We start from the raw sequence: 13,205 nt of genomic DNA on the forward strand, positions 1-13,205 counted from the left end.
AACGACGCGCCGAGGGTCGGCTTCGGCGACACGCCGAGTGGGGTGCGACGTCGGTCTCCCCGCCGGAGCGCCGCGGCGACCCTGTCGGTGGCCCGGCCTAGAATCTGATCCGCCAACCCCCGTCGCGACCTTGGGAGGAAGGACCGTCTTGGCCGACTCGTCCGGATCGTTCGTTCACCTGCACAACCACACCGAGTATTCGATGCTCGACGGCGCGGCCAAGATCTCGCCGCTGTTCGCCGAGGCCAACCGGTTGGGCATGACGGCCGTCGGGATGACCGACCACGGCAACATGTACGGCGCCTCGGAGTTCTACAACTCCGCCAAGAAGGCCGGGATCAAACCGATCATCGGCATCGAGGCCTATATCGCGCCCGCCTCCCGGTTCGACACCAAACGTGTGCAGTGGGGCGATCCGAGCCAGAAGGGCGACGACGTCTCCGGTTCGGGCGCCTACACCCATATGACGATGGTGGCCGAGAACGCGACCGGCCTGCGTAATCTGTTCAAACTGTCCTCGCTGGCCTCCATCGAGGGCCAGCTCGGCAAATGGGCGCGCATGGACGAGGAGATCATCGCCCAGCACGCCGAGGGCATCATCGCGACCACCGGCTGCCCCTCCGGCGAGGTGCAGACCAGGCTGCGCCTCGGCCACGATCGCGAAGCCCTGGAGGCCGCCGCCAAATGGCAGGAGATCTTCGGGCCGGACAACTTCTTCCTCGAGGTCATGGACCACGGCCTGTCCATCGAGCGTCGCGTACGCGAGGGCCTGATCGAGGTCAGCAACAAGCTCGCCATTCCGCCCTTGGCCACCAACGACTGTCATTACGTCACCAAGGACCAGTCGACCAACCATGAGGCGCTGCTGTGCATCCAGACCGGTAAGACGCTGAGCGACCCGACCCGCTTCAAGTTCGACGGCGACGGCTACTACCTGAAATCGGCCGCGGAGATGCGTGCCCTCTGGGATGCCGAGATCCCCGGCGCATGCGACAACACGGTGCGCATCGGCGAACGCGTGCAGTCCTACGACGAGGTGTGGGAACACCGGGATCGGATGCCGGTCTTCCCGGTGCCCGAGGGCGAGACCCAGGCCAGCTGGCTGCACAAGGAGGTCATGCGCGGCCTGGACCGGCGCTTCCCCAACGGTGTGCCGCAGGAATATCTCAGCCGCGCCGAGTACGAGCTGTCGGTCATCTGCGAGATGGGTTTCCCCGCCTACTTCCTCGTCGTCGGTGACCTCATCGCGCATGCGCTCGAGGTGGGTATCCGGGTCGGTCCCGGCCGTGGTTCGGCGGCCGGTTCGCTGGTGGCCTACGCGATGGGCATCACCAATATCGACCCGATCCCGCACGGTCTGCTCTTCGAACGGTTCCTCAACCCCGAACGCGTCTCGATGCCCGATATCGATATCGACTTCGACGATCGCCGCCGCGGGGAAATGGTGCGCTACGCCACCGACAAATGGGGCAGCGACCGGGTCGCGCAGGTCATCACCTTCGGCACCATCAAGACCAAGGCCGCGATCAAGGACTCCGCGCGAGTACTGTTCGGCCAGCCCGGTTTCGCCATCGCCGACCAGATCACCAAGGCGCTGCCGCCGCCGATCATGGCCAAGGACATCTCGGTCTCCGGTATCACCGACCCCGACCACGAGCGCTACAAGGAAGCCGCCGAGGTCCGTGAACTCATCAACAACAACCCCGATATCGCGAAGATCTACGAGACCGCGCGCGGGCTGGAAGGGCTGATCCGCAACGCCGGTGTGCACGCCTGCGCGGTCATCATGTCCTCCGAGCCGCTCACCGACGCGATCCCGGTGTGGAAACGCGCCCAGGACGGCGCCATCATCACCGGCTGGGACTATCCGTCGTGTGAGGCCATCGGCCTGCTCAAGATGGACTTCCTCGGCCTGCGCAACCTCACCGTCATCGGTGACGCGCTCGACAACATCAAGGCCAACCGCGGCATCGATCTGGATATGGATCATCTGCCGCTCGACGATCCGCCCACCTACGAACTGCTGGCCCGCGGTGACACGCTCGGCGTGTTCCAGCTCGACGGCAGCGCCATGCGCGATCTGCTGCGCCGCATGCAGCCCACCGGCTTCGAGGACATCGTCGCCGTGCTCGCGCTGTATCGCCCCGGCCCCATGGGCATGAACGCGCACAACGACTACGCCGACCGCAAGAACAATCGGCAAGAGGTCAAGCCGATTCATCCCGAGCTGGAAGAGCCCCTGAAGGAGATCCTGGCCGATACCTACGGCCTGATCGTCTATCAGGAACAGATCATGCAGATCGCGCAGAAGGTGGCCGGGTATTCCCTCGGTCGAGCCGATATTCTGCGCCGCGCCATGGGTAAGAAGAAGGCCGAAGTGCTGGAAGCCGAGTTCGAGGGCTTCGAAAAGGGCATGCTGGACAACGGTTTCTCCAAACCCGCGATCAAGGCGCTGTGGGACACGATTCTCCCGTTCGCCGGATACGCGTTCAACAAATCGCATGCCGCCGGATACGGCCTGGTCTCGTTCTGGACCGCCTACCTCAAGGCCAACTATCCGGCCGAATACATGGCCGGCCTGCTCACCTCCGTCGGCGACGACAAGGACAAGGCCGCGATCTATCTGTCGGACTGCCGCAAGCTCGGCATCACCGTGCTGCCACCGGATGTCAACGAATCCGAACAGAACTTCGCCTCGGTCGGCACCGATATCCGGTTCGGTCTCGGCGCGGTGCGCAATGTGGGCTCGAATGTGGTGTCCTCGATCATCGCCGCGCGAAAGGAGAAATCGAAGTTCACCGATTTCTCCGATTATCTGAACAAGATCGATGCCATCGCCTGCACCAAGAAGGTCACCGAATCTCTCATCAAGGCAGGCGCTTTCGATTCGCTCGGGCATCCGCGCAAGGGTCTGCTGCTGATCCATTCCGATGCCATCGACGCGGTGATGTCGACCAAGAAGGCCGAGGCGATGGGTCAGTTCGACCTGTTCGGCGGAATGGACGACGGCGACGATTCGATGGCGTCGGTGTTCAACGTGAAGGTGCCCGACGAGGAATGGGAGACCAAACACAAGCTCGCCCTGGAACGGGAGATGCTGGGCCTGTACGTCTCCGGGCATCCGCTCAACGGTGTGGAGCATGTGCTGGCCGCGCAGGTGGATACGCCGATCCCCACCATCCTCGAAGGTGAGGTCAAAGACGGCGCACAGGTCACCATCGGCGGCATCCTCGCCTCGGTGAACCGCCGCATCAACAAGAACGGCCTGGCCTGGGCCTCCGCCCAGCTCGAGGACCTCACCGGTGGTGTGGAGGTGCTGTTCTTCCCGCAGTCGTACTCGGTGTACGGCATGGACGTGGTCGAGGACGCGGTGGTGCTGGTGAAGGCCAGGGTCTCGGTCCGCGACGACCGGATCTCCCTGATCGCCAACGACCTCGCCGTCCCCGACCTGTCGGCCATCGGCGTGGCCAAACCGCTGGCCGTCACCATTCCCACCCGCATGTGCACCCCGGAAAAAGTGTCCGCCCTCAAACGAGTGCTGACCAGCCATCCGGGCACCTCCGATGTGCATCTGCGCCATGTGGGCGCCCGGGAGAAGACCACGCTGCTGAAACTGGACGACAGCCTGCGGGTTTCACCGTCGTCGGCATTGATGGGCGATCTGAAGGCATTGCTCGGACCGGGGTGCCTGACCGTCTGACAGACGGTCGAGGCTACGACCTCACGGACCCGCCGGGCCGTTGATGAAGGCGATCCACGGGATGGTGTCGCCCAAGCAGGCGCCGGTGACCTGTGCGCCGGGCTCGAACCCGCCCACCAGCTTCGCCGGAGTGACCGGGTCGACGGAGACCGAGTCGGTCTTCCACGGACCCCACACCGCGCAGGTCCACGTCTCCGTGCCGGTGGGATCGCCGATGGCGATCTCCCCCGGCGCGTTGGGGACGATCACCGGCCCTGCCGACGCGACGCCGCCGCCGATGATGATCATCGGAGCCACGGCCGCCGCGGCGATGGTCGCACGCACTACGAGCTTGTTCATGGTTGTCACCTTCTGCTGGTCCGATCGGTCTCCGTACCGAGCGAATGTTGTTGTCGATCCGGTTGGACCGTGCAGTAAGCGTCGCCCACGACAGCCGCCTGAAGCTTCCCCACCAGGGTGGAACTCGGCCATACCTTTCGGCAGCGGGCGGCGTGTGGGAAAAGCAGGCCCGAGCGCGTCGTCATGGCGCCGACCCGGCCATACGCCCGGTTCTAGAATGTGAATGACCGTCGCCCGCGGCAACGCAGAAAGGGGTGGGTGGTGACCGGCGACTTCGCCGAGGAACCACGGCTCAGCTACACCGACGACCGAGGACATCGCCGGGAGGTGACCCTCGGCGCCGGGACGCTGCGGATCACGGTGGGGCGGTCGTCGCAGGCCGATATCTCGCTCGGCACCGACGGTAAGGTATCGCGACTGCATGCCACGATCGAATGGTTGAGCGGGCATTGGACGATCGTCGACGACGGACTCTCCCGCAACGGCACCTTTGTCAACGGGCACCGGCTCACCGGACGGCATCGGTTGCGGCCGGGTGACAGTATCCGCATCGGTTCGACCAGGATGACCTACCTCGATCTGAGCCGGGCCAGTGGCGCCCACACCCTCGTCTCGGCCACCATGCCGACACCGCAATCCCTGACGCAGGCGCAGATGGCCGTGCTGATCGCCCTGTGCAGGCCGTACAAGGACAACACCACCTTCGCCACGCCGGCGTCGAATCAGCAGATCGCACGGGAACTGTTCCTCGCCGCCGAAACGGTGAAAACCCATCTGCGAGCGCTGTTCATCAAATTCGGGATCGAGGATCTGCCGCAGAACCAGAAGCGAATGCGGTTGGCCGAGCGGGCAATGCACAGCGGAATCGTCACCGAACGCGATCTCTGAGGCACGACACAGCGATTCCGCCGAATCGCCGAGGGGCCGTCACCGTACGGACGTCGCGAAACCACCGGAGAGCAGTCCGGGGCGCTGGTAGGGTCGCCGGGCAGCAGGCGTGATCCCATCCATGACGAGCCCTTCGAGGTGGTCGATGATGACAAGCAAGCTCGCTTTCGCCGTTCCGGCGGCCTCCGCACTCGCCGTGACGGCGCTGGCCGTGACCGCGGCGCCCGCGGCGGCCGAGAACGGCGGCAAGTTCCAGACGGTGTACTCGCTGACCGATGGTCCGTGCGTGGCGCAGATCGACGCGTCGGTGACCGGGCCGGGATATCCCGAGCACGCGTCGTTCACCGTCACCGCGCATATGTACGGGGTCGGCTCGTGTCGGCTGCCGGTCACCCTGAACTGGCGCAACCTCGACACCGGCGAGACCGGTTCGAAGACCCACACCCCGAGCGGGCCGGGAACCTGGATGCCCGACGGGCGCTCGGCCCTGTTCGCGCCGGGTATCGGACGATTCGAGGCCACCGTCACCGTCGGCGCGGCCCATATCCCGGAGCCGGGCACCGTCCAATTCACGGTCGAGAAGTACCAGGGCTGATCGCCTTCGACTCCGCGACACCGAGCACTCACGACCCGGCGACCGCGCCGAACCGGCCACGGCGCCGGCGACCAGCGGCACAATCAGGACATGAATGATCCGCGCCCGCCGACGGCGCAGGTGGATCGCTACCCGGGGCGGGCCCCGGGTAGCGATGGTGTCTCCGGTGGCCGCCGTCCTGCGCTCGGCATCCCCCATGGACCGGGCGGTCGCAGGTGCGCGATCGGGCTGCCGACATGACGACCACGATCGTCACGGTCGCCGTCGTCGGCGTGGTGCTGGTGGTGGCGCTGCTGATCTGGTCGCGGACGCGCCGGGTGGTCACCACACCGGCCGAACGCGCCGTGCATTCGGCGCTGCACACCGCGTCGCTGGCGGCCCGCCCGCTGCGCCGCGGACTCGATGAGAAGTCCGCTACCGAAGCGGCACCACATCTGCGGGCGCTGACCGGCGCCGACGCGCTCGGGGTGGCCGATGCCGAGGCCACACTGCTGGCATGGGACGGGCCGCACGCCGATCTGAGCGAACCGTTCACCGACGCCGCACGACGCGCCATGGCGGGCGAACGTCCGGTACTGGTCGGTGGGCCCGGTGGTGAGGCGCGCGGACGCGGCGGCAACCACGCCGGGCGCACCCTCATCGCACAGCCACTCATCATCGAGGGCACCGGCGTGGTGGGCGCTTTCGGTGTCGTCACCACCGGCACTCCCGGCCCCGGCACGCTCGGCGCCGTCGCCGAAGTCGCCCGCTATGCCTGCGGTCAACTGGAACTGGCCGAACTCGACGCCTCGCGGGCCCGGCTGGACCGGGCCGAGGTCCGCGCGCTGCGCGCCCAGATCAGCCCGCATTTCATCTACAACGCGCTCAACACCATCGCCTCCTTCGTCCGCACCGATCCCGCCCGCGCCCGCGAACTCATCCTCGAATTCGCCGATTTCACCCGCTACTCGTTCCGCGCCGCGGGCGAGTACACGGTGCTGGCCGATGAACTGCGCAATATCGAACGCTATCTGGCGCTCGAGCGGGCCCGGTTCGGCGACGCGCTCCAGGTCAGGTTGCAGATCGCGCCGGAGGTGCTCGGCGTGGTGCTGCCATTTCTCGCACTGCAACCGCTGGTGGAGAACGCCGTGCGGCACGGTCTGGCCGGAGCCACCGGCGGCGGCACCGTCAGCATCGTGGCCGCCGACGCGGGCACCGACTGCATGATCAGTGTCGAGGACGACGGTGCGGGCATGGACCCGGAACTGCTGCGCTCCGGTGAACTCGACGCCGTCGAATCCGGTTCCGGCGCCACCGCTTCCAGTGAATCAGCGCACGTCGGCCTCGCCAATGTCGATGATCGCCTGCGCGCGGCATTTGGCGACGATTACGGGCTGGTGGTCGATACGGCGCCCGGCGCGGGCACCAAGGTCAGCATGCGAGTACCGAAGTTCCGCGCGGGAATCCGAGCGTGAGGCGGCGGCCAGAGATCGGTCGGCGCACCGTGGCATCGGGCACCAGCATCCGGCTGAGCCGACACTGCGCCCAGCGCGGGGAACCGAGGTCGGCTTACGAATGCCGGAGTTCCGGGGCCGGGTTCAAGTGTGCTCGTCGGCTCCTCCGAGGCGAACCGACACGACCGTCAACGGAGGGTGGCGATGCGGACGCCCCATCTTCTGCGGATCGTGGACGCTCGATCGGCGGCGCCCCACCGGATGGCATTGGCCGCCGGGCACAGCACCGATTCGGCGACGGCGACCGAACGGGGGACGCCCCCCGCACTGCCCACTGTCTACGATGAGTGGGCTGTGATGTAGGACACCGGAAGGGACTGGCGATGCTGCGGGTGCTGGCCGTCGATGATGAGAAGCCCGCCCTCGATGAGCTGGTCTATCTGTTGCGAGCCCAACCCGTGGTGACCGAGATCCACGCTGCGAGCGATGCCACCAGCGCGCTGCGGCTACTGCGGGCGCACCCGGTCGACGCGGTGTTCCTCGATATCAATATGCCCGGACTGGACGGGATGGAGCTGGCGGGCATTCTGTCGGAATTCGCCACGCCTCCCGCCGTGGTCTTCGTGACCGCACACGATGACAAGGCCGTCGCCGCCTTCGACCTCGGTGCGGTCGACTACCTGCTGAAACCGCTGCGTGAGGCCCGACTGGCCGAAGCGGTACGGCGCATCGCCGCCGCACGTGCCACCGCGGCGACACCCGATACCGAGACTCCGCCGGATGCGGCCGACACCAACGAGGTGATCCCGGTCGAGCTGGCGGGCGTCACCACGCTCGTGCACCGTTCCAGCGTGAGCTGGGTGGAAGCCGACGGCGATTACGCCAGACTGCACACCAGCGCCGGATCGCATCTGGTGCGTATCCCGCTCTCGGCGCTCGAGGCGCGCTGGCAGGATGCCGGGTTCCTGCGAGTGCATCGCTCGTATCTGGTGGCATTGCGGCAGGTGACCGGGATGCGCACGGTGGGCAGCGGCACCGTGGTGTGCCTGCGCGGTGAAGGCGCCGCGGCGGCGGTCGAACTGCCGGTGAGCCGCCGTCAGGTGCGTGAACTCAAACAGCGGCTGGTCCGTGGACCACGCCAGACCTGGACCGGCCGATGACGAGCCCGCAGCCGCGTCCGCCCAGGGAACGTGTGGTGCTGGCCGAACGGCGCGGCGCCCGACGCGTGCACACCAGAATGGAGGTGGCCGAGCAGACCGAGATCGGCGCCGCCATGATCGGCGGACTGATCCGCGCCCAACTCGGGCTCGCCCTGCGCCTGGGCCTGGTGACGGTGGCGATGCTCGGCGCACTGCCACTGTTGTTCGGGATCGAATCCCTCGCGGGCGCCCATGTGCTCGGCATCCGGCTGCCGTGGCTGCTACTCGGCGTCGCCGCCTATCCGGCGCTGTATGCGATCGGCCGCGGCTACGTGCGGCTGGCCGAACGCAATGAGCACGATTTCCTCGAACTGGCCGAGGACTGAGATGGCCGAGGCGTCGACGGCCGGTACCTGGCTGACGGTGGCGGCGCTGCTGCTCGCGGCGGCGGCCACGGTGATCATCGGCGGGTACGGGGTCCGGTTCGCGCGCACCACCTCCGATTTCCTGGTGGCCTCGCGCAGTGTCGGCCCGCGCTGGAACGCGGCGGCGGTATCGGGTGAATATCTGTCGGCGGCCTCGTTTCTCGGTGTCGCCGGGCTGATCGCCAAATACGGCGCCGACGCGCTGTGGTATCCGGTCGGATTCACCGCGGGCTATGTCGGGTTGCTGCTGTTCGTCGCGGCGCCGCTGCGTCGGTCGGGCGCTTACACGGTGCCCGATTTCGCCGAGTTCCGGCTCGGCTCACTGCGTTTGCGGCGGCTCGCGGCACTGGTGGTGGTGTTGATCTGCGGGGTGTATCTGATCCCCCAATTCCAGGGCGCCGGGCTGACGCTGCGCATCCTGCTCGACGTTCCCGGGTGGGTGGGTGCGGTGGCCGTCGGCGCGATCGTGATCGCCAATGTGGTCGGTGGCGGTATGCGCTCCATCACGCTGGTCCAGGCGTTCCAGTACTGGTTGAAACTCACCGCCGTCGCACTGCCCGCGTTGGTGCTGCTCGGACATTTCCTCGGCGCGCACCAACCGGTGGGCTCCCCCGCACCGCCGACCGTCGCGCAGTCCACCACCGTTGAGGTGACCACACCGGTGATCGTGCAGGTCGACGCACCGCAGCGGGTGACGATCACCGGAACGGTCGACGGCCGCGCCGTCGACGGCCCGGTCTCGCTCGGGGCGGGTGAACATGAACTCGCCGCCGATACCCGGCTGGTGCTCGACGCGGGCGCCACGGTCCCGGTGGTCGCGGGCGCACCCGCCGACGGTGCGGCCTGGCTGCTGCCCGGCGGCGGATTCGGCGACCCGCATCCGCTGTATCAGGTGTATTCGCTGATCATCGCGACCTTCCTCGGCACCATGGGATTGCCGCATGTGTTGGTGCGCTTCTACACCAACCCGGATGGTCGCGCCGCCCGCGCCACCGCGCTGGCCGTCATCGGCTTGGTCGGCGGGTTCTATCTGTTCCCGATTCTGCTCGGTGTGTTCGCGCGCCTGTACGTACCGCAGCTGCTCATCACCGGCACCTCCGATGCTGCGGTGCTGCTGCTGCCGGGTTCGGTACTCGATGGGCTGCCCGGTCAACTGCTGGCCGCGCTGGTCGCGGCGGGCGCGATCGCGGCGTTCCTCGCCACTTCGTCCGGACTGCTGGTCAGTATCGCGGGCGTGCTCAGCACCGATGTGCTGCGCGGTCGTATCCGCGATTTCCGGGCGGCGGCGCTGGTGGCGGGTGCGGTGCCGCTCGGGTTGTCGCTGACGGTGGTGTCGCTGGATCTGTCGCGGACGGTCGGGCTGGCCTTCGCCGTGGCCGCATCCACGCTGTGCCCGCTGCTCGTGCTCGGTATCTGGTGGCGTGGACTCACCGCCACCGGTGCGATGTCCGGGCTGATCATCGGCGGGCTGGCCGCCGGCGGCGCGACGGTGGTGTCGGTGCTCGGCGGCGTCGCCGAGGAGCCGGCCGGTGGCTGGCCCGCCGTGCTGCTCGGTTATCCGGCGGCGATCAGCGTGCCGCTGGCGTTCACGACGATGATCGCGGTCAGCATGGTGACCCGACGCCAGGACGGTCTCACCGTGGCGCGCATCTTCGTCCGCATGCACGCCCCCGAGCGTCTCGGGATGGGCGCCGATCGCGAGGGCGGTTTGTCGGCGGGCTGACCGTTCGTCGCACTCATCCGACCGTTCACCGCACGGTCGAATCCGTCTGCCGAGTGACCCAGGCCACAGCATTCTGTGCGGGCGGTAGCGGCCGTAACTTCGATACACACCGTAAGCCACGTCACAGGTAGGACCGGGTGATGACCACAACCGATACCGACGCCGCACCGCCGCGGCGTATCCCGACGCCGGAGGAATTCGTCCGGATGCAGGCAAGCCCGGAATTCCAGGAACTGCGAACCCGATTGCGTCGCTTCGTCTTCCCGATGACCGCACTGTTCCTCACCTGGTATCTGGTGTATGTGCTGCTCGGCGCGTACGCGCACGATTTCATGGCCACCACGCTGTTCGGCAATATCAATGTCGGGCTGGTGCTCGGTCTCGGACAGTTCGTATCCACTTTCGTCATCACCGGCCTGTATGTCCGGTTCGCCAACCGGGAACTCGACCCGCGTGCCGCGGCCATCCGCGAGGAACTCGAAGGGGCCGAGGCATGAGCGTGCAGCATCTGGCCGCCGACGCCACCGTCGGCAATCCGATCGCCAATATCAGCATTTTCGCGCTGTTCGTCGTGGTCACCATGGTCGTGGTGATCCGCGCCAGTCGTAAGAACACCACCGCCGCCGACTATTTCACCGGCGGACGCGGTTTCTCCGGCCCGCAGAACGGCATCGCCATCGCCGGTGACTATCTGTCCGCGGCCAGCTTCCTCGGCATTGCGGGCGCTATCGCGGTGTACGGCTACGACGGGTTCCTCTATTCCATCGGCTTCCTGGTCGCCTGGTTGGTCGCGTTGTTGCTGGTGGCCGAGATGCTGCGCAATACCGGCAAATTCACCATGGCCGATGTGCTGAGCTTCCGCTTGAAGCAGGGGCCGGTGCGCACCGCAGCGGCCTTGACCACACTGACGGTGTCGTTGTTCTATCTGCTCGCCCAGATGGCGGGCGCCGGCGGTCTGGTGGCGCTGCTGCTCGATATCTCCAGCAAGACCGGGCAGGCCGTGGTGATCGCGGTGGTCGGTGTGCTGATGATCGTCTACGTGCTCGTCGGCGGGATGAAGGGCACCACCTGGGTACAGATCATCAAGGCCGTCCTGCTGATCACCGGCGCTGCGGTGATGACCATCGTGGTGTTCGCGAAGTTCGGGTTCGACCTGTCCGACATCCTTGGTTCGGCACAGGCCGCGGTGAGCGGTTCGACCAGCGAGGCGGTCGCCGCCCGTGATGTGCTCGCACCCGGCGCCCAGTACGGCGGTAGCGAGATGTCGAAGCTGAACTTCCTGTCCCTCGGTCTGGCCCTCGTCCTGGGCACCGCCGGTCTGCCGCATGTGCTGATGCGGTTCTACACCGTGCCCACGGCCAAGGAAGCGCGGCGCTCGGTGGTCTGGGCGATTGCCCTGATCGGCGCGTTCTATCTGTTCACCCTGGTCCTCGGTTACGGTGCGGCGGCCATCGTCGGCCCGGACAAGATCCTCGCCGCGGCGGGTGGGCAGAACTCGGCGGCCCCGCTGCTGGCCTTCGAACTCGGTGGTGTGCTGTTGCTCGGCGTGATCTCGGCGGTCGCGTTCGCCACCATCCTCGCGGTGGTGGCCGGGCTGACGATCACCGCGTCGGCCTCGTTCGCCCATGACATCTACGCCAGCGTGCTCAAGCACGGTAAGGCCGATGAGGCCAGCCAGGTGCGGGTCTCGCGCTACACCGCGGTGGTGATCGGGCTGCTTGCCATCGGGCTCGGCATCCTGGCCAACGGCCAGAACATCGCCTTCCTGGTGGCGCTGGCCTTCGCGGTCGCGGCGGCGGCGAATCTGCCGACCATCCTGTATTCGCTGTTCTGGCGGCGGTTCAACACCACCGGCGCACTGTGGAGCATGTACGGCGGCCTCATCTCGACCATCGTGCTGATCGTGTTCTCCCCGGCGGTCTCGGGCTCCACATCGGCGATGATTCCCGGCGCGGACTTCGCCTGGTTCCCGCTGTCCAATCCGGGCATCGTGTCCATCCCGCTGGCCTTCGCGCTGGGCATTGTCGGCACCCTGGTCGGTGGCCGCGACGGCGAGGACCCGGCCAAGGCCGCCGAGATGGAGGTGCGCTCGCTGACCGGGGTGGGCGCGGAGAAGGCGGTGGTGCACTGATCGCTACCGGATTCCTGTTGTCCCCCTTGCTCATTCGTTAGGAGTGAACGCGTTGACCACCGTCACCGTCGACCAGCTCGACAGTCCCGCCACCTACCCGCCCGCCGCCGACTTCGCCGCGAACGCCAATGCCGGTGCCGCCCTGTACGACCGGGCGGCGGCGGACCGGCTCGAATTCTGGGCCGAACAGGCCAGGCGGCTGCACTGGGACCAGCCGTGGAGCCGGGTGCTGGACTGGAGCAACGCACCGTATGCGGAGTGGTTCGTCGGCGGCACGCTCAATGTGGCCTACAACTGCGTCGACCGGCACGTCCTCGACGGCCACGGCGACCAGGTCGCCATCCACTGGGAAGGCGAACCCGGCGACTCCCGGTCGATCACCTACCGCGAGCTGCTGGCGGAGGTGAGTCGGGCGGCGAATTACTTCACCGAACTGGGCTTGGTGGCCGGTGACCGAGTGGCGATCTACATGCCGATGGTGCCGGAAGCGATCGTGGCGATGCTGGCCTGTGCGCGGCTGGGTCTGACGCATTCGGTGGTGTTCGCCGGGTTCTCCCCGACGGCGCTGCGCCAGCGGGTCGACGACGCCGGTGCGCGGCTGGTGGTCACCACCGATGGGCAGTGGCGCCGCGGTACGGCGGCGCCACTGAAGGCGGCGGTGGACGAGGCACTGGGTGCCGATGCGACGACGGTCGAGCATGTGCTGGTGGTGCGCCGCACCAACACCGAAGTCCCCTGGACCGAGGGCCGCGACCTGTGGTGGCACGACACCATCACCAACGCCTCCCCCGAACACCACCCCCAACCCTTCGACACCGAACACCCCCTCTTC

Annotated in this window: 11 protein-coding genes; 10 read left to right on the forward strand and 1 reads right to left on the reverse strand. The window is 67.2% G+C overall.

Annotation, left to right across the window (positions count from 1 at the left end; all coding sequences use genetic code 11):
• Positions 1 to 148 precede the first annotated feature (148 nt).
• Positions 149 to 3,700, forward strand: coding sequence for a DNA polymerase III subunit alpha (gene dnaE / locus QH168_RS19870; protein ID WP_280236236.1), 3,552 nt, complete (start codon positions 149 to 151; stop codon positions 3,698 to 3,700).
• A 21-nt stretch (positions 3,701 to 3,721) separates the two neighbouring features.
• Here the strand turns inward: dnaE and QH168_RS19875 are convergent, their stop codons facing one another.
• Positions 3,722 to 4,039, reverse strand: coding sequence for a hypothetical protein (locus QH168_RS19875; RefSeq protein ID WP_280236237.1), 318 nt, complete (start codon positions 4,037 to 4,039; stop codon positions 3,722 to 3,724).
• A gap of 261 nt (positions 4,040 to 4,300) precedes the next feature.
• On the opposite strand from QH168_RS19875, the gene QH168_RS19880 reads away from it, so the two are divergent.
• The 9 genes from QH168_RS19880 to QH168_RS19920 all read left to right on the forward strand — a co-directional run.
• Positions 4,301 to 4,927 carry an FHA domain-containing protein gene (locus tag QH168_RS19880; RefSeq protein WP_280236238.1) on the forward strand — a complete coding sequence of 209 codons (627 nt, stop codon included), beginning with the start codon at positions 4,301 to 4,303 and terminating at the stop codon, positions 4,925 to 4,927.
• Between the two features lie 148 nt (positions 4,928 to 5,075).
• Positions 5,076 to 5,522 carry a hypothetical protein gene (locus tag QH168_RS19885; protein ID WP_280236239.1) on the forward strand — a complete coding sequence of 149 codons (447 nt, stop codon included), beginning with the start codon at positions 5,076 to 5,078 and terminating at the stop codon, positions 5,520 to 5,522.
• A 236-nt stretch (positions 5,523 to 5,758) separates the two neighbouring features.
• Complete coding sequence (locus tag QH168_RS19890; RefSeq protein WP_280236240.1) at positions 5,759 to 6,976, forward strand: sensor histidine kinase; 1,218 nt, start codon at positions 5,759 to 5,761, stop codon at positions 6,974 to 6,976.
• A 362-nt stretch (positions 6,977 to 7,338) separates the two neighbouring features.
• A complete protein-coding gene (locus tag QH168_RS19895) occupies positions 7,339 to 8,115 on the forward strand; it encodes a LytR/AlgR family response regulator transcription factor (RefSeq protein ID WP_280236241.1) in 777 nt (258 codons plus the stop codon).
• Positions 8,112 to 8,480, forward strand: a complete 369-nt coding sequence (locus tag QH168_RS19900; protein WP_280236242.1) for a hypothetical protein — start codon at positions 8,112 to 8,114, stop codon at positions 8,478 to 8,480. The genes QH168_RS19895 and QH168_RS19900 overlap by 4 nt, the downstream gene beginning before the upstream one ends.
• Position 8,481: 1 nt before the next feature.
• Positions 8,482 to 10,242, forward strand: coding sequence for a cation acetate symporter (locus tag QH168_RS19905; protein ID WP_280236243.1), 1,761 nt, complete (start codon positions 8,482 to 8,484; stop codon positions 10,240 to 10,242).
• 140 nt (positions 10,243 to 10,382) lie between these two features.
• Entirely contained in the window at positions 10,383 to 10,739 is a 357-nt protein-coding gene (locus QH168_RS19910; protein WP_280236244.1) for a DUF485 domain-containing protein, read from the forward strand.
• Entirely contained in the window at positions 10,736 to 12,373 is a 1,638-nt protein-coding gene (locus QH168_RS19915; protein ID WP_280236245.1) for a solute symporter family protein, read from the forward strand. Before QH168_RS19910 ends, QH168_RS19915 begins: the two co-directional genes overlap by 4 nt.
• A gap of 52 nt (positions 12,374 to 12,425) precedes the next feature.
• Positions 12,426 to 13,205, forward strand: a 780-nt coding sequence (locus tag QH168_RS19920; RefSeq protein ID WP_280236246.1) for an AMP-binding protein, incomplete at its 3' end; no start/stop codon positions are given.

Origin of the sequence: Nocardia cyriacigeorgica (assembly GCF_029868385.1) — a bacterium.
Taxonomy (GTDB): domain Bacteria; phylum Actinomycetota; class Actinomycetes; order Mycobacteriales; family Mycobacteriaceae; genus Nocardia; species Nocardia cyriacigeorgica_F.